The sequence below is a fragment of the Halarchaeum grantii genome (genome assembly GCF_014647455.2).
Lineage (GTDB): Archaea > Halobacteriota > Halobacteria > Halobacteriales > Halobacteriaceae > Halarchaeum > Halarchaeum grantii.
The window spans coordinates 484,424-499,835 of sequence record NZ_BMPF01000001.1; the positions used below are offsets into that span (position 1 = coordinate 484,424).

16 protein-coding genes and 1 tRNA gene are annotated in these 15,412 nt (G+C 70.0%); 9 read left to right on the forward strand and 8 right to left on the reverse strand.

Annotation, left to right across the window (positions count from 1 at the left end):
- Nucleotide 1 precedes the first annotated feature (1 nt).
- A complete protein-coding gene (locus tag IEY12_RS02510; RefSeq protein WP_188878218.1) occupies nt 2-496 on the reverse strand; it encodes a DUF309 domain-containing protein in 495 nt (164 codons plus the stop codon).
- A gap of 93 nt (nt 497-589) precedes the next feature.
- Here IEY12_RS02510 and IEY12_RS02515 point away from each other — a divergent pair, with 93 nt between their 5' ends.
- A complete protein-coding gene (locus IEY12_RS02515; RefSeq protein ID WP_188878219.1) occupies nt 590-1,429 on the forward strand; it encodes a M14 family metallopeptidase in 840 nt (279 codons plus the stop codon).
- On the opposite strand, the gene IEY12_RS02520 is transcribed toward IEY12_RS02515, so the two are convergent.
- From IEY12_RS02520 to IEY12_RS02530, 3 genes are all read right to left on the reverse strand, one after another.
- The gene (locus tag IEY12_RS02520; RefSeq protein WP_123075844.1) at nt 1,369-1,815 is read right to left on the reverse strand and encodes a UPF0179 family protein; all 447 of its coding nucleotides are present in this window, start codon (nt 1,813-1,815) and stop codon (nt 1,369-1,371) included. The two genes, IEY12_RS02515 and IEY12_RS02520, sit on opposite strands and share 61 nt — an antisense overlap.
- Before the next feature lie 79 nt (nt 1,816-1,894).
- Entirely contained in the window at nt 1,895-2,278 is a 384-nt protein-coding gene (locus tag IEY12_RS02525) for a DUF5820 family protein (RefSeq protein WP_188878224.1), read from the reverse strand.
- 86 nt (nt 2,279-2,364) lie between these two features.
- Nucleotides 2,365-2,484 (reverse strand) — tRNA-Glu (locus IEY12_RS02530).
- 276 nt (nt 2,485-2,760) lie between these two features.
- Between IEY12_RS02530 and IEY12_RS02535 the strand changes: the two genes are divergently transcribed.
- Nucleotides 2,761-3,951: an MFS transporter gene (locus IEY12_RS02535; RefSeq protein WP_188878225.1), complete on the forward strand. Its 1,191-nt coding sequence runs from the start codon at nt 2,761-2,763 to the stop codon at nt 3,949-3,951.
- A gap of 3 nt (nt 3,952-3,954) precedes the next feature.
- On the opposite strand, the gene IEY12_RS02540 is transcribed toward IEY12_RS02535, so the two are convergent.
- Nucleotides 3,955-5,925, reverse strand: coding sequence for a 3-hydroxyacyl-CoA dehydrogenase/enoyl-CoA hydratase family protein (locus tag IEY12_RS02540; RefSeq protein ID WP_188878230.1), 1,971 nt, complete (start codon nt 5,923-5,925; stop codon nt 3,955-3,957).
- 86 nt (nt 5,926-6,011) lie between these two features.
- On the opposite strand from IEY12_RS02540, the gene IEY12_RS02545 reads away from it, so the two are divergent.
- The gene (locus tag IEY12_RS02545) at nt 6,012-6,590 is read left to right on the forward strand and encodes a DNA-3-methyladenine glycosylase family protein (protein WP_188878234.1); all 579 of its coding nucleotides are present in this window, start codon (nt 6,012-6,014) and stop codon (nt 6,588-6,590) included.
- Nucleotides 6,591-6,787: 197 nt separating this feature from the next.
- On the opposite strand, the gene IEY12_RS02550 is transcribed toward IEY12_RS02545, so the two are convergent.
- Nucleotides 6,788-8,140: a RimK family alpha-L-glutamate ligase gene (locus tag IEY12_RS02550; RefSeq protein ID WP_188878239.1), complete on the reverse strand. Its 1,353-nt coding sequence runs from the start codon at nt 8,138-8,140 to the stop codon at nt 6,788-6,790.
- A 140-nt stretch (nt 8,141-8,280) separates the two neighbouring features.
- Between IEY12_RS02550 and IEY12_RS02555 the strand changes: the two genes are divergently transcribed.
- The 6 genes from IEY12_RS02555 to IEY12_RS02580 all read left to right on the forward strand — a co-directional run bounded on the left by IEY12_RS02555 (nt 8,281) and on the right by IEY12_RS02580 (nt 13,356).
- Nucleotides 8,281-9,303, forward strand: a complete 1,023-nt coding sequence (locus IEY12_RS02555) for a succinylglutamate desuccinylase/aspartoacylase family protein (protein WP_188878241.1) — start codon at nt 8,281-8,283, stop codon at nt 9,301-9,303.
- A gap of 96 nt (nt 9,304-9,399) precedes the next feature.
- The gene (gene sdhC / locus IEY12_RS02560; RefSeq protein WP_123075830.1) at nt 9,400-9,798 is read left to right on the forward strand and encodes a succinate dehydrogenase, cytochrome b556 subunit; all 399 of its coding nucleotides are present in this window, start codon (nt 9,400-9,402) and stop codon (nt 9,796-9,798) included.
- A 1-nt stretch (nt 9,799) separates the two neighbouring features.
- On the forward strand, nt 9,800-10,162 hold the full coding sequence (locus tag IEY12_RS02565; RefSeq protein WP_188878243.1) for a succinate dehydrogenase hydrophobic membrane anchor subunit: 363 nt from the start codon (nt 9,800-9,802) through the stop codon (nt 10,160-10,162).
- A 2-nt stretch (nt 10,163-10,164) separates the two neighbouring features.
- On the forward strand, nt 10,165-11,010 hold the full coding sequence (locus IEY12_RS02570) for a succinate dehydrogenase/fumarate reductase iron-sulfur subunit (RefSeq protein WP_188878245.1): 846 nt from the start codon (nt 10,165-10,167) through the stop codon (nt 11,008-11,010).
- 7 nt (nt 11,011-11,017) lie between these two features.
- Nucleotides 11,018-12,838 (forward strand): FAD-binding protein, encoded by a 1,821-nt coding sequence (locus tag IEY12_RS02575; RefSeq protein ID WP_188878251.1) that lies wholly within the window; start codon nt 11,018-11,020, stop codon nt 12,836-12,838.
- Between the two features lie 47 nt (nt 12,839-12,885).
- Nucleotides 12,886-13,356, forward strand: a complete 471-nt coding sequence (locus IEY12_RS02580; protein ID WP_188878268.1) for a GNAT family N-acetyltransferase — start codon at nt 12,886-12,888, stop codon at nt 13,354-13,356.
- On the opposite strand, the gene IEY12_RS02585 is transcribed toward IEY12_RS02580, so the two are convergent.
- Nucleotides 13,353-14,228, reverse strand: a complete 876-nt coding sequence (locus tag IEY12_RS02585) for a hypothetical protein (protein ID WP_188878276.1) — start codon at nt 14,226-14,228, stop codon at nt 13,353-13,355. The genes IEY12_RS02580 and IEY12_RS02585 overlap by 4 nt on opposite strands.
- A 7-nt stretch (nt 14,229-14,235) precedes the next feature.
- Nucleotides 14,236-15,411 (reverse strand): DNA primase small subunit PriS, encoded by a 1,176-nt coding sequence (priS, locus tag IEY12_RS02590; protein ID WP_188878282.1) that lies wholly within the window; start codon nt 15,409-15,411, stop codon nt 14,236-14,238.
- Nucleotide 15,412 lies beyond the last annotated feature (1 nt).

The window sequence follows — 15,412 nt, forward strand, 5'->3', positions numbered from 1 at the left end:
CTCACGCCACGCGCTCGGCGTACGCGTAGTCGCGCTCGCGGGCGTCGGGGCGCGCGCCGTCGAGCGTGATGCGCCAGTCGTCGACGACGCCGGGGTCGTCGAGGGCGGCCTCGAGGGTCGCCCGAACGTCCGCGATGTCGACGCCGTAGTAGTCGGCGGGGATGCCCGCGAGGTACTGGCGCGCGGTGTCGAAGAGCGAGCGCAGTCCCGCGTCGTCCGCGAAGTCGACGCGTTTGTAGACGCCGGCGGCGACCTGCACCATCCCGTGACAGAACGCGCTCTCGGTGGTGCCGCTCCCGTAGTTGTACCACTCGGCTTCGAAGCAGTCGTGGGCGGCGTGATACTCGCGGGCGTTGTGGAGGCGGACGCCGTGGACGACGGCGCGCCGGAGCGTGCCGTGCGCCCACCCGTTCGACGCGGCGCGCTCGCGACGCCAGCCGGTCGGCGACCCGCTCGTCGGCGGGGCGACGGCGTCGTCGCGGGTGTGCTCGCTCACGCGTTCGCGTTGTCGGCGCACCCACCTAACCCCACCGCCGGCGCCGGCGCCCGCCGAAGCCGACTTGAGCGTGCGCCGCCTAGCCGGTGGCGAATGCGCGTAGTCCAGTTGGGCGACGGTACGCCCGAGATTTCGGTCGTGGGCGGCGTCCACGGTGACGAGCCGTGCAGCGCGCGCGCGATCGAGCGCCTCGAAGCGGACGACCCGGACGTCGAGCGACCGGTGAAACTCGTCGTCGCGAACGAACTCGCGCTCGACCGGGGCGTCCGGTACGTCGACGCCGACCTGAATCGGGCGTTCGGCGAGGACACCCCCGCCGACGCCCACGAGCGGCGCGTCGCCGAGGCGCTCGCCGAGGCAGTCGAGGGGACGACGGCGCTCTCCATTCACTCGACGCAGAGCCACGCGGACCCGTTCGCGGTCTCGGACGGCCGCGAAGCGCACGTCCAGCGCTACGTCCCACAGCTCTCGGTCGCGGCGCTCGTCGACACCACGGACTTCGGCGAGGGCCGACTCTTCGCCGCGAATGCCGACATCGTCGAAGTGGAGGCGGGCCTCCAGGGGACGGAGACCGCCACCGAGAACGCCTACACGCTCGCCCGCGAGTTCCTCACGGCGGCGGGTGTGCTCCCCGGCGATACGGTCTCGCGCGAGCTCCCGACGTTCGCGATGGGCGACCCGATTCCGAAGCCCGAGGCCGACGAGTACGAGGTGTTCGCGGAGAACTTCACCGAAGTGGAGGAGGGCGAGCCGTACGCCGCCGCCGACGGCGAGGTGCTCGTCGCCGAGGAGGACTTCTGGCCGGTGCTCTTCTCGCCGTACGGCTACGAGGACCAGTTCGGCTATCGGGGCGAGCCCGCGCCGAACATCGGTCAGTCGCCCTCGGAGGGCGCGAACTCGACGAGCCGCAACTCCCGGTCGAGCGCGCAGTAGTCCTGCGGCGGGTCGCCGCGAATCTCCTGAATCTGGTACTCCGCGTCCTGGCTCGCGCCCTTCGGCACGCAGTACTCGTGGCCGGGGCAGTCGACGTGCGGGCACGGCCCCGCGAGCTTCCCCTTGCTCCCCGCGTACGCGCCCTTCGAGCGCACTTGCGCCGTGATCGACGCCGGCTCGACCTCGACGGCGCGCACGCCGCCCTCGTGGACCGCGCAGTCGAGCGTCTGCCCGCCGTCGCGAACGTCCGTCACCTCGTAGCGGACGCCCTCGGAGAGCGTCAGGCACTGCTTCCGGTACGGACAGCCCGCGCAGGCGTCCGACTCGCCGCGATAGACGAACTCGGTGCCCGCCTCTGCGAGCGCCGTCCCGAGGAGGGTGATCATACCTCGGTTTCGGCCTCCGCAGGGTTAAGCGTCCCGTCACCTGAAGGAACCGCTCGCCCGGTCGCGCCCCCGCGCGCAGTCACCCCGTCAACTCCGCGAGGCGACGGAGGTACGCCTCCGGGGGATTCGCCGCGTACACGCCCTCGAAGTCGACGTCACCCCGCGAGAACCGCCGCGCCGCCGCCACCGCCGCGTCCACCGCGTCCGCGCGCAGCTCGTGGGTCGACTCCAACGCACGAACGCGGACCTCCGGTTCGAGCGTGCACGCGACGTGCCACGCATCCGAAGACTCGTCCCCACGACGCATCGGCACCTCCGGCGAGCGCGTCGAGACGTAGAGCGTCGGGAGGCGCGCCGCGTCGTACGTCGCGCCCTCGAAGACGTCCGGCCGGAAGACGAGGACGACGCGACCCCCGTCGTCGTTCCACACCACCCACCCCTCGGGCAACTCCTCCAGCGACATACGGGTGAATGGACGACGCCGTCGCTAATCCCTGTCGGTCACGGTCGCGACGCCGTCGCTCTCCGGTAGTGCTGTGAGGAAATGGATGCTCGGTCAGGGATTTGAACCCTGGTCGTCGGCTGTCTTCGAAACCCAGCCAGTTCGTTTCAGGCCGGCTGAAGTTCCACGAAAGGCCAACATGATTGGCCGGACTACACCAACCGAGCTCATTGCATTGTTCCGCCGGGGAAATGATAAACCCGTCGAACCGACCCGCCCCCTGTCGGCCGTTCACAGGGTCTCCCCGGCGCGGCCGACCTCGCTGTCGGTCTCGTCGGCTGTGGCGTGCGGCGCTGACGGAGCCACATCTCGGGCGTGTGCGCGTCCGGCACGTCGCTCTCGCCCGCGACACCGCGCGTCACGGACCGCGCTATCGTGGGTCAAACGGGCGAGGCCGTCCGATTCCGGGTGGCCTATACTCGACACGCGGGACCGTCCGATAGATGACGATTCTCCCCTCTCTCAGACGGTTCCGCCCCGGCGTGCTCGCCGCGGCGTTCGCGACGTACGTCGTGTTCCTCGGCATCGGGGTGGTCGATCCCGTCCTCCCGACCATCGCCGAGTCGATGGGCGCGACGCACACCATGGTCGAGTTGCTCTTCACCAGCTACATCCTCGTGATGTCGCTCGCGATGCTCGCCTCCGGTGCGGTGGCGACGCGCATCGGCGACAAGCGGACGATGGCGCTCGGCGTCGCGTTCGTCGCCGTCTTCGCGGGCCTCTGCGGGTTCGCGCCGAACATCGAGGTACTCGCCCTCCTGCGCGGCGGTTGGGGGCTCGGGAACGCCCTCTTCACGACGACCGCGCTCGCCATCGTCGTCGGCCTCTCCCGGGGCGACACCGGCTCCGCCATCACGCTCTTCGAGGGCGCGCTCGGCCTCGGCATCGCGTCGGGCCCGCTCCTCGGGGGGTTCCTCGGGTCGCTCTCCTGGCGCTACCCCTTCTACGCGGCGGCGACGATGGCCGCCGTCGGCCTCTGCATCACCTACTTCGCCGTCGACTCCCCCGAGGGCGAGGAGCGCGACCAGTCCGTCGCGGACGTCCTCGGAGCGCTTCGCGACCGGGCCGTCGTCGGGAACGCCACCGTCGGCCTCCTCTACACGTTCGGCTTCTTCGTCGTGCTCGCGTACACGCCGCTGACGCTCAGCGGCCTCTCAGCCGTCGGCCTCGGCCTCACCTTCTTCGGCTGGGGCGCGCTCCTCGCCGTCGGCTCTATCGGCGTCTCCCACCGCCTCGTCTCCCGCTACGGCGCCGTCACCGCTATCGGCGCGACGCTCGCCGGCTTCGTGCTCGTCCTCGCCGCGATGGGGGTCGTCGGCCCGCGAGGCCGGCTCGCCCTCGTCGTGGCTTCCGGGCTCCTCTGCGGAATCGCGAACGCCGTGCTGACGACGCTCGCGATCGACGTCTCCCCGTACTCGCGCTCGGTCTCCTCGGCCTCCTACAACTCCCTCCGGTGGTTCGGCGCGGCGTTCGCGCCCGTCGTCTCCGGCTACCTCGGGAGCACCTACGGCGCCGAGACGCCGTTCTTCCTCGGCGCGGGCGCCGTCGCCCTCGCGGTTCTCGGCCTGCTCGCTCGCGGCGACACCCTGCGGGCGGCCGTCGCCGCGCCCGAGGACGCCGTGACCGCCGACTGAGCGTTAGTTCCCCTCGAACTCCGGGTCGCGCTCGCCCATGAACGCCGTGATGCCCTCCATGAGGTCCTCCGTGTTCAGCAGTTGACCGAACGCCTGCGCCTCCACCTCGAGGCCGGCGTCGCGGCTCTCGCGGCCCGCGCGAATCGCGCGCTTCGTGTAGCGCTGGGCGACCGGCGGGCCTGCCGCGAGGTCGCGCGCGAGCTCGAACGCCCGCTCCTCGAGGCGGTCGGCCTCCACGACCTCGTTCAGGAAGCCGTACTCCGCCATCTCCTCCGGCGAGTAGCGCTCGGTGGTGAGGATCAGTTCCGTCGCGCGCCCCTCCCCGACGATTTCGGGGAGGCGCTGCGTGCCGCCCCACCCGGGCAGGAGGCCGATCTCGTGCTGAGTCATCCCGAACTCCGCGTCGTGGCTCCCCACCCGGAGGTCCGCGCACGCCGCGAGCTCCATGCCGCCGCCGAGACAGTGGCCCCCGATCCCGGCGACGACCGGCACGTCGCACTCCTCGAAGCGCGCGAACGCGCGCTGGCCGGCTCGCGCGAGCTCCACCGCCTCGATGGCGTCCGCGCTCCCCGCGATCCGCTGGACGTCCGCGCCCGCGCTGAACGCCTCGCCCGCGCCCGTCACGAGGAGCGCGCGCACCTCCGGGTCGTCCGCGAGCGCGTCCATCGCCTCCTCGAGCTCGTCGAGGAGCTCGGCCGTGATCGTGTTCATCCGGTGCTCGCGCTCCAGCGTCACGTGCCCGACCCGGTCCCGTATCTCGAGACCGATGTCGTTGAACGCCGTCTCCGCCTCGATCTCCGAGACCTCGTGGTGGAAGTTCTCGCCCCCGCCCGCCCGCCGAACGAGTTCCTCGGCGGGCGCGTAGCGGGGCGCGCCCGTCTCCCCCTGTAGCTCCGCGAGCGCCTCGTAGAGGTCGACGAGCCCCGCGCGGTCCGCGAGCTTCGCCGGGCCCTCGGGGAAGCCCGCGCCGAGCGTCAGCGCCTCGTCGACCTCCTCGGGGGTCGCGACGCCCTCGCCGACGAGCTTCGCCGTCTCGTTCGCCATCACCGCGAGCAAGCGGCGCTCGACGTCCTCGCGCACCGCGTCGGTCGGGATGTCCGAGCCGGACTCCGCGCCGTAGTCGTAGAAGCCCGCCCCAGTCTTCCGACCGAGGTCGCCCGCCTGCACGCGCTCGTGGAAGGACGGACACGGCTCGTAGGCCGCGCCGAGTTCCTCGTGCAGGTAGTCGAGGACGTCCGTCGCGACGTCGAGGCCGATCCGGTCCGCGAGCCGGAACGCCCCGTTCGGCAGGCCGATTCCGTAGCGCGCCGTCGAATCCACCTCCGCGACCGTCGCGACGCCGTCGTGGACCAGCCACGCCGCCTCGTTCAACAGCGGGACGAGGACGCGGTTCACGACGAACCCCGGCGTGTCGTGGCCGACCTCGAGGGGGGTCTTCCCCATCGCTCGCGCGAGCCCCGTCGCCGCCGCCACCGTCCCGTCGTGCGTCGACGCGCCCGGCACGATCTCGACGAGCTGCATCCGGATAGGTGGGTTGAAGAAGTGCATCCCGCAGAAGCGCTCGGGGCGCTCGAGAGCCTCCGAGAGCTCCGTCACCGAGAGCGCGGACGTGTTCGTCGCGACGATCGCGTCCTCGGGGACGTGCTGACTCATCTCCCGGTAGACGTTCTTCTTCACGTCCATCTTCTCCGGCACCGACTCCACGACGACGTCCGCGTCGCTCACCGCCGCTTCCAAGTCCACCACGGGGTCGATGCGTTCGAGCGCGGCGTCCGCCTCGTCCGTCGTCAGCTCCTCCTTCTCGACGAGTTTCTCGAGGCTCCAGCGCGCCTCCTCGTAGCCCGCCTGCACGAACTCCTCCTTGATGTCGCGGAGGGCGACGTCGAACCCCGCGAGTGCGGCGACCTCGGCGATGCCGTGCCCCATCGTCCCGGCACCCAGAACCGCGACGTGCTCGATGTCCTCGGCGTCCATGCCGGACACTCACCACCCGACACCCTGAACGTTGTGCCTCCTCCGGCGTCCGACAGACGTAGGGCGCTGGGACGCCTGCGCCCCGTATGGCCGACTCGGACACCACGGACCCCTACGCGGTCGTCCGCGACGACGACGCGCTCCGCCCGCTCTACGAGACGCACGGCGAGCTCGGACCCGAGCGCGCCGACGACCCCTTCGAGCGGCTCGTCGTCGCCGTCACCAACCAGTCCGTCTCCATGGACTCCGCGGCCGCCGTCCGCGAGCGCCTCCGCGACGTCGTCGACTTCGACCCCGCCAGCATCCGCGCCGCCGACGACGCCGCGCTTCGGGACGCCGGCCTCAGCGACACGAAGGTCCGCGCGCTGAACGGTCTCGCCGAACGCTATCCGGAGGGAATCGACCACGGTGACTTCGCCGACCACTCGAACGACGAAGTGCGCGCCGAACTCGGCGACGTCTACGGCGTCGGCGACTGGACGGCGGACATGTTCCTCCTCTTCGCGCTCGGGCGCGAGGACGTCTTCCCCGTCGGCGATCTGGGCGTTCGGAAGGGCATGCAGACCCTCTACGGCCACGAGTCGCGCGCGGAGATGCGCGAGCACGCCGCGAACTGGACGCCCTACCGGAGCTACGCGACCCGCTACGTCTGGAAGGCGCAGTAGGGCGGCACCACGTTACTCGCGGGTCGCTCACGTTCGTTCGCTCCCGCTCGCCGTTCCGCGATTCCACAGGAATCGCGTTACTCGCGGCTATCGCCGCTCGCTTCTTCGTGGTTCCTGCGGAACCACGGTTACTCGCGCCTCACTCCGTTCAGCGCTCGCCTTTTCGCGGCGCCCTCGCTAGCGCTCGGTTGCCGCGTTTACTCCAGCGGTTCCTCCTCTTCCTCATCGGCGTCGAGCGTCTCCGCCTCCTCGAAGCGCCGCGTGACGTCCACCTGGTAGTGCTTGAGGATGTCGCGCCCGAGGAGGAGCGGGTAGTCCATGTGCGAGCGGTCCTCGAGGCTCGCGGCGACGGTGTGGCGGTCGCCGCCGACGGCGACGACGATGTCGACGACGGGCCGGGACTTCCCGGATTTCACGCTCCCCGACTTCACCTTCGTCATCGACTTGATCGGGCCGGCGCCGATCTTCGCGGCGAACTTCGTGTCGATCGACGTGCGGGAGGCACCGGTGTCGGACTTCGCGACGATGCGCTCGGTGCCGCTCGTCCCCGAGACCAGCACCTCCTCCGTGTAGCCGACGACCTGATTCGGCTCGACGGACTCCGTGGCCTTTCGCGGCATCCCGCGCGGCGTCGACGTGTCGAGACGGCCCGCGAGTTCCTCGACGCGGGCGTCGTCCACCTCGCCGCCGGCGGTCTCGATCGCGAGCTTCGCGATGTGGGGCGCGGGGCTGATGTTGGTCGCCTGATAGAGGCCCTTGAAGCCCGCGGTCGGGTTCACTTCGAGGACGAACCAGCCGTCCTCGCCCTCGACGATGTCGACGCCGGCGTAGTCGAGGCCGACGACTTCGGCGGCCTCGGCCGCCATCTCCTCGACCTCCTCCGGGAGGTCCGGGACGCCCTCGACGCTCCCGCCGAGCGCGACGTTCGTCCGCCAGTCGTTCTCGGGCGCGTAGCGCCGCATCGCGCCGACGACCTCGCCGTTCACGACGTAGATGCGGAGGTCAGCGTGCTTCTCGCCGTCGCGCTCGATGAGCGACTGGAGGAAGGCATAGCGCTCCCCGACGACCGGGTTGACGTCCTCGTCGCGGCCCACCTTCCACGTCCCGCCGCCGTGCGTCCCGATGGCCGTCTTGTAGACGGCCTCCTCGCCGAAGCGCTCGCGCCCCCCGTTGAGGTTGTCCGCGTCGAGCGCGAGCAGGGCGTCCGGCACCGGGACGCCGGCCTCGGCGAGCGCCGCCGCCGTCGAGAACTTGTGGAACGCCGTCAGCACGTGCTGTGGCTCGTTCAGCGTCGGGCGAAGCTGCGAGAGCGTGTTCACGATGCCGAGGAGTTCGCAGGGCTGTTCGGTGTTCGAGAGCAACATCCGGTTCGCGACGATGTCGACGTCGGGGTCGAGGACGGCCTCGCCGTCCTCGATGGAGACGCTGAGGTTCTCCTCGCGGAGCCAGACGCCGCGATGGCCGAGGTCCTCGACGGCGTTCAGGATGGCTTTCGACTCCTTGCTCGTGTGGAGGCTGAGCACCCCGACGCTCACGGGCTCGTCAGTCATTAGTCGCAGTCGGGGACGCCGCGGCAAAACGGTGCCGGGATTCGTCGCCGCGCGAGCGACGGCCGAACGCCCGCGCCGCCGGTCGTCGCCTCCGGCGGTTTCCCCGCCCCATTTATACGCACGCCGGCCCGAAGGCGCGTATGGCAGACGGCGCGTTCACCTATCAGGGCGGCCGGGTCGATCCGGGGGAGGCACAGAACCTCCGGTACTCCATCAGCGAGACCTATCTCGGCGACCCGATCCGGATACCCGTCTCGATCCTGAACGGGGCGGAACCCGGGCCGACCGTCTTCCTCTCGGCGGCCATCCACGGCGACGAACTGAACGGCATCGAGGTCGTGCGGACGGTCGCACAGGACTGGTCGCACGCGGACCTCCGGGGCACCCTCGTCTGCCTCCCCGTTATCAACGTCCCCGGGTTCATCGCCCAGCAGCGCTACCTCCCCGTCTACGACCGGGACCTGAACCGTTCGTTCCCCGGGAGCGCGGAGGGCACGAGCGCGAGTCGGATGGCCGCCCAGATATTCTCGAACTTCATCGAGCCCTGCGACTACGGCCTCGACTTCCACACGTCGACGCGCGGCCGGACGAACATGCTCCACGTCCGCGCGGACATGGACGACGACGCCGCCGGCCGACTCGCGCGCGCGTTCGGCTCGAACGTCATCATCGACAGCGCCGGCCCGTCCGGGTCGCTCCGCGGCGCCGCCTGCGAGGCGGGAACGCCGACCATCACCGTCGAGATGGGGCAAGCCCACCGCTTCGAGCGCGGCTTCATCGACCGCGCGCTCGACGGCGTCGCGTCCGTCCTCGCCGAGTACGGCGCCCACCCCACGGACCTCGTGCGCTGGCCGGGCTGGCGGACGGTCGTCGACCGCGACGAGAAGACGTGGCTCCGCGCGGACGCCGGCGGCATCGTCGAGCTCCTCCACGACCGCGGGGACCTCGTCCGGGAGGGCGACGTCGTCGCCACCATCACCAACCCGTTCAAGACCGACACGGTGCGCATCACCGCGCCGTTCGACGGCGTGCTCGTCGGCGTCCTCGAGAACCCCGTCGTCTACCCGGGCAATCCGCTCTGCCACCTCGTCGAGCTCGACGACGCGTCGATCCGCGCGTACGAACGCGCACGGGGCGACGACGGCGGAGACGAGGCGCAATAGACCCCGAGGGCGGCCGTTTCGACGGCGTTCGTGATACCGTCCCATCGTGCTCGCTTAGAAACTTCTATGTGCGCCCGGTAAGGAGGTGCGAACGGTATGAGTCAGTCGTACGACCGGGGCCTCGTCGAGGACTTCGGCCGGTGGCGGGAGTTCTCCGCCGGCATGTGGGCCTGGGTGTTCCACAAATTCACGGGATGGGTACTCATCGGGTACCTGTTCACCCACATCGCCGTGCTCAGCTCCGCGCTGAGCGGGCAGGCAGCCTACACGAACACGCTTCAGGGCCTCGAAGCGATCGCGATCGTCCGGGTGTTGGAGATCGGCCTCCTCGCCGTCGCCGTCTTCCACATCCTCAACGGGATCAGACTCCTCTTCGTCGACCTCGGAGTCGGTCTCGATCTCGAAACGCAGGAGAAGAGCTTCTACGCGTCGCTGATCCTCACCGGGATCATCGTCGTCGCGAGCGTGCCGGTCTTCATCGAGGGGGCGTTCTGACATGGCGGAACGCTACTCCTCGTTCAACCGCGGCGGCACCCGCTGGTTCCTCCAGCGCGTCACGGCGGTGTTCCTCGTCGTCACGCTCGCCTTCCACTTCTACCTCCTCCACTTCGTCAACCACGCGCCGGAGATCACCTTCGCGGGCAGCGCCGGGCGCTACAGCGTCCCCATCTACTTCGTCACGATGGTGCTGTTCCTCGCCGCCGCGACGTTCCACGGCGTGAACGGCATCTACAACGCCCTCGTGAATCAGGGCGTCACCGGCACGCCGAAGCGCGCCGCGAAGTGGGTACTGGGTATCGCGGGCGTCCTCCTCTTCGTGCAGGGCGTGCGCGTCGCACTCGTCCTCATGGGAGCCTAACAATGAGCACACAGACACCAGACACCGACACCGACGACACGGACCCGCAGGCCGAACGGATGGCTCGCAAGGAAGCCCGCGCCGAGGAGCGCGATGACGCGTCCTCCGCGCCCGACGTGGGCGAGGACGCGATCACGCTGAAGGTCTTCCGCTACGACCCGGAGGTCGCGGAGAAGCAGGAACCCCGTTTCGACACGTTCCACGTCCCCCGCGAACCCGGCATCACCGTCCTCGACGCGCTCATCTACGCCCGCGACACGTACGACTCCAGTCTGACCTTCCGGCACTCCTGCCGGCAGGCGGTCTGCGGGAGCGACGCGCTGTTCATCAACGGCACGCAGCGCCTCGGCTGTCAGACGCAGGTCGCCGACCTCGATGACTCCGAGACGGTGCGCGTCGAGCCGCTCCCGCACCGCGACGTCGTCAAGGACCTCGTCGTGGACATGGACCACTTCTACGACCAGATGCACGCCGTCGAGCCCTACTTCAGCCCCACCGAGGAGCCCGAGGGCGAGCAGCTGCAGTCGCGCGAGAACCGCGAGAAGATCAAGATGAGCACGCGCTGCATCTGGTGTGGCGCCTGCATGTCCTCGTGCAACATCGCCGCCGGTGACAACGAGTATCTCGGCCCGGCGGCCATCAACAAGGCGTATCGCTTCTACTTCGACGAGCGCGAGGACGACGAGCGCCAGGAGGAGCGCCTGAAGATCATCGAGCAGGAGCACGGCGTCTGGCGCTGTCAGACCCAGTTCTCCTGCACGACCGTCTGCCCGAAGGACATCCCGCTCACGGAGCACATTCAGGAACTGAAGCGCGAAGCCGTCAAGCAAAATCTCAAATTCTGGTGATATACTAATGCACGAACACGACGTCATCGTCGTCGGTGGCGGCGGCGCGGGACTCCGCGCGGCCATCGGCGCACACGAGGCCGGCGCGGACGTGGCAATCGTCACGAAACTCCACCCGGTGCGCTCGCACACGGGCGCCGCCGAGGGCGGCATCAACGCGGCGCTCCGCGAGGGCGACGACTGGGAGCTGCACGCCTACGACACCGTCAAGGGCGGCGACTACCTCACGGACGCGCCCGCCGCCGAAACGCTCGCGCAGGACGCCCCCGACAACGTCGTCCAGCTCGAGAACTGGGGGATGCCCTTCAGTCGCGAGGAGGACGGCCGGATGAGCCAGCGCCCCTTCGGTGGGCTCTCCTTCCCCCGCACGACGTACGCGGGCGCCGAGACCGGTCACCACCTCCTCCACACGCTCTACGAGCAGGTCGTCAAGCGCGGCATCACGGTCTACGACGAGTGGTACGTCACCCGCCTCGCGGTGACGGACGAGGACGACCCCGCCGACCGCGAGTGTTACGGCTGCGTCGCGTGGGACATCCAGACCGGCGAAATCGCGGGCTTCCGCGGGCGCGACGGCGTCATCCTCGCGACCGGCGGCGACGGGCAGGTCTTCGACCACACGACGAACGCCGTCGCGAACACCGCCGACGGCGTCGCGATGGCGTATCGCGTCGGCGTCCCCATCGAGGACATGGAGTTCGTCCAGTTCCACCCGACGACGCTCCCCTCCACGGGGGTGCTCATCTCCGAGGGGACGCGCGGCGAGGGCGGCATCCTCTACAACGACGAGGGCGAGCGCCTCATGTTCGAGTACGGCTACGCGACGAACGACGGCGAACTCGCCAGTCGGGACGTCGTCTCGCGCGCCGAGCTCACCGAGATCAACGCCGGGCGCGGCGTCGAGGACGAGTACGTCCACCTCGACATGCGCCACCTCGGCGAGGAGCGCATCATGGACCGCCTCGAGAACATCCTCCACCTCGCCGAGGACTTCGAGGGCGTCGACGGCCTCGAGAAGCCGATGCCGGTCAAGCCCGGCCATCACTACGAGATGGGCGGCATCGAGACGAACGAGAACGGCGAGACCGTCGTCGACGGCCTCTACGCGGTCGGCGAGGCCGCCTGCGTCTCCGTCCACGGTTCGAACCGTCTCGGCGGGAACGCCCTCCCCGAACTCATCGTCTTCGGCGCACGCGCGGGACAGCACGCCGCCGGCGAGGACGTCGGCGAACCCGAGATTCCCGTCGGGAAGCGCGGTGAGGGCATCGAGGAGAGCGACGTCGACTTCCCGGTCGAACCCGGCGCGCTCAGCGCGTCCTCCGCCGTCGTCTCCGGCGAGGGCGCCGACGACGTCATCGCCAACGCCGTCGAAGCGGAGACCGAGCGCATCGACGGCCTCCTCGAGAAGGAGGAGGGCGTCAACCACGCCGAGGTCCGCTCGAAGATCCAGCGGACGATGACGGACAACGTCAACGTCTTCCGCACCGAGGAGGGCATCGAGGAGGCCCTCGAAGTCATCCGGGAGGCCCGCGAGGAGTACGACGACGTCTACGTCGCCGACAAGTCCCGCACCTTCAACACCGACCTCCAGCACACCATCGAGACCCGGAACGTCATCGACGTCGCGGAGACCATCGCGATGGGCGCGCTCGCACGCGAGGAGTTCCGTGGCGCGCACTGGCGCAAGGAGCACCAGGAGCGCAAGGACGACGAGTGGCTCAAGCACACCTGCATCTCGTGGAGCAACGGGACGCCCGACCTCTGGTACCGCCCCGTCCTCCTCGAGGGCGAGAACCAGACGTACGAGCCCAAAGAGCGCCACTACTAGCGCTCGGGTTCCGCAAGCCGTTTTTCCGCGCCGCCCGTAGCGAGCGCATGGAGATCACGCCGCTGCGCGACGTCGACCTCGACGCCTTCGTCGACGAGCTGTGGCTGCCCGCCCAGCGCGAGCTCGCGGCGATGACGTCGTACACGCTCGCGGACGACATCCGCGCGGGCGGCGTCTCGTACCACCGCAAGCGACTCGACAGCGACGACGCCATCACGTACGTCGGCTCGCTCGGTGACGACCTCGTCGCGCACGTGAGCGCGGCCGTGCAGACGCCGTCACCGGTCTACGAGCAGATCCACGAGTGCCACGTCGGCGAGCTCTACGTCGACGGCTCGATCCGGCGACGTGGCGCCGCGCGGGCGCTCCTCGACGCCGCAGAGCAGTGGGGGCGCGCGATGGACTGCGAGCGCCTCGACCTGAACGTCGACGTCCAGAACGAGGCGGCGCGCGCGCTCTACGAGGACGTCGGCTACCGCGTCGAACGGCAGAACATGAAGAAGCCGCTGGACGACTAGTCGAGGCGCTCGGCGGCGTCACGCTCGACGAGCGGGTCGACGTTCTCCTCGGGGAGGGTGACGACGTCGTCGGCTTCGAGCGTGTACGTGCGGTCGTCGACGCCGTATATCTCGCCGATGTCGCGCGTGATCCGGACGGTCGCGCGCTCGATTCGCGGCGCCTCGGTGTCGTCGTCCGCGTCGCCGGCCGCCTCGTCGCCGGCGTCACCACTCGCGTCCGGAGGGGGACCGGCGCCAGCATCGGCCTCCGGGTCTGCGTCCGCGAACTCCTCGCCGCCACCCATCGCCGCGGCCGCCGTCGACGGGTCGCTCTCGGTCGCGTCGACGTCGCCCGCGTCCTCGGAGCCGGTGGTGGGTTCCTCGGGCGGCGGTGAGGGCGCGTCCATGCCCGACGCGCGGTCGTTCACGACGTCCGCGGGGTCCGGCGAGGCGTCGCCCTCGGGTGGCGCGTGCGCGTCCGGGCCGGACGACGTCGCGGCGTCCGCGTCGCCCGCGAGCACGTCGAGGACGTGCGATTTGTTCTCCTCGATCCGCTCGACGAGGTCGGTGTAGAGGGCGCGCTCCTCCTCGGTGAGCCCCTCGGCGTCCGACCCCATGCCGGCGGCCGCGAGACTCGCCTGCTTGACGATCTTGCCCATGCGGCGCTCGTAGATGGCTTCGGCGACCTGCTCTGCGGTCTCGATCTCGTCCGTGAGCGACTGGACCTCGTCGTCGCCGAACGGGTCGTCGGCGGCCTCGGCGGCCTGCCGACGCCGCTCGCGCAACTCGCCGATGTAGTCCGCGACCTCCTGGTAGAAGGAGTCCCGGAGGTCCTGCAGTCCGTCCGACGTCCGTTCGCGCGTCTGTGCCGCGCGGAGTTCTTCGATGTTCATCGGGTACTCATTCCGTCGCCTTCTCCGCCCAGCCGCGAGCCATCAGGAAGACGCCCGCGTACTCCGGTAGTGTCTGCTCGCCCGGCGTGACCGTAATCGTTTCGCCGCGGAACCCGAGTTCGTACTCGCGCTCGACGTCGACGCGGATGTCGTGGCCGACGAACGTCTCGGGCACCGCGTCGTCGAGCGGGTCGAAGGCCGCGAGGTCGTCGCGCTCGATGGGGACGACTTCGAGGCCGCTCCCGCCGTGCAGCGACCCGGGGAGACGGATGAGGCGGTGGGTGTCCGTCGTCACCGGCTCGTCGATGGGCGCCTCCTCGGCGTCAACGGCCTCCGCGACGAGCTGGCGCGCGACCGTGAGGAACGCCGGGTGGACGTCGACGTTCCCCGAGCGCACCGCCTCCGTGTTGTTCTGCACGACGTTCAGGACGCTCTCCGCGCGGCCCTCGCCGACGCCGTCGAACGTCCGGAGGTGGAGGATGGCGTCCTCCTCGTCCATCGCGAGCAGGTCGTCGACGAACGCGTCGACGTGCTCGACGACGCGGCGGCCCCACCCGCCCTCGGTCGGGAGCGTGCGCCGCGTCGTCGGGTTCTGGAGGCCGAGGCCGCCGACCGCCTCCTCCGTGATGAGCTCCTCGAACTCGATGCCGTTCCCGCGAACGTAGTCGACGATTTCGCGGCGGTGGTCGCGCTCCAGCGGGAAGACGGACTCGTCCCGAACGTGGACGTGGTAGCCGCGCCCGCCGGAGAAGACGACCGTAAGGTCCTCAAAGCCGAAGTCGCGTTCGAGGAAGTCGAGGAGCTTCACGAGCGCGTCCTTGCTCTTCGCGAGCATCTCCGCGTACGTGTCCTCGCCGAGCGTAACAGTCGGTAAGTGGTCGGCGTCGATGTCGAAGACGAGGTCGGAGCCGAGCCAGTCCTTCTCCGCCATCGTCGAGGCGCCCGGCGTCTCGTAGTGGCCGGCGGAGAAGTAGACGTGACGCGGGCGCTTGCGCCGGAGGAAATCCTCGACGTTCCCGAGGTCGAGGAGGTCGCGGTGGCGGACCATCGTCTCGTCCGGGCCGTCCGTCCACGGGATGTAACCCCACTCGCGCGCGTCCGCGTCGGGCGGGAGCGCGACGTCGGCGCGGCGGTAGTGGTCGCGGAACCGCCCGCGCAGGTACGCTCGCGTTCGCTCCTCCATA

Excerpts from the sequence above, each read along its gene's own strand:
- IEY12_RS02525 (WP_188878224.1), bottom strand. The coding sequence starts at position 2,278 with ATGTCGCTGGAGGAGTTGCCCGAGGGGTGGGTGGTGTGGAACGACGAC.
- IEY12_RS02540 (WP_188878230.1), bottom strand. The coding sequence starts at position 5,925 with ATGGACGCCGAGGACATCGAGCACGTCGCGGTTCTGGGTGCCGGGACG.
- IEY12_RS02570 (WP_188878245.1), top strand. The coding sequence starts at position 10,165 with ATGAGCACACAGACACCAGACACCGACACCGACGACACGGACCCGCAG.
- IEY12_RS02565 (WP_188878243.1), top strand. The coding sequence starts at position 9,800 with ATGGCGGAACGCTACTCCTCGTTCAACCGCGGCGGCACCCGCTGGTTC.
- IEY12_RS02555 (WP_188878241.1), top strand. The coding sequence starts at position 8,281 with ATGGCAGACGGCGCGTTCACCTATCAGGGCGGCCGGGTCGATCCGGGG.
- sdhC (WP_123075830.1), top strand. The coding sequence starts at position 9,400 with ATGAGTCAGTCGTACGACCGGGGCCTCGTCGAGGACTTCGGCCGGTGG.
- priS (WP_188878282.1), bottom strand. The coding sequence starts at position 15,411 with ATGGAGGAGCGAACGCGAGCGTACCTGCGCGGGCGGTTCCGCGACCAC.
- IEY12_RS02545 (WP_188878234.1), top strand. The coding sequence starts at position 6,012 with ATGGCCGACTCGGACACCACGGACCCCTACGCGGTCGTCCGCGACGAC.
- IEY12_RS02580 (WP_188878268.1), top strand. The coding sequence starts at position 12,886 with ATGGAGATCACGCCGCTGCGCGACGTCGACCTCGACGCCTTCGTCGAC.
- IEY12_RS02585 (WP_188878276.1), bottom strand. The coding sequence starts at position 14,228 with ATGAACATCGAAGAACTCCGCGCGGCACAGACGCGCGAACGGACGTCG.
- IEY12_RS02535 (WP_188878225.1), top strand. The coding sequence starts at position 2,761 with ATGACGATTCTCCCCTCTCTCAGACGGTTCCGCCCCGGCGTGCTCGCC.
- IEY12_RS02520 (WP_123075844.1), bottom strand. The coding sequence starts at position 1,815 with ATGATCACCCTCCTCGGGACGGCGCTCGCAGAGGCGGGCACCGAGTTC.
- IEY12_RS02550 (WP_188878239.1), bottom strand. The coding sequence starts at position 8,140 with ATGACTGACGAGCCCGTGAGCGTCGGGGTGCTCAGCCTCCACACGAGC.
- IEY12_RS02575 (WP_188878251.1), top strand. The coding sequence starts at position 11,018 with ATGCACGAACACGACGTCATCGTCGTCGGTGGCGGCGGCGCGGGACTC.
- IEY12_RS02515 (WP_188878219.1), top strand. The coding sequence starts at position 590 with ATGCGCGTAGTCCAGTTGGGCGACGGTACGCCCGAGATTTCGGTCGTG.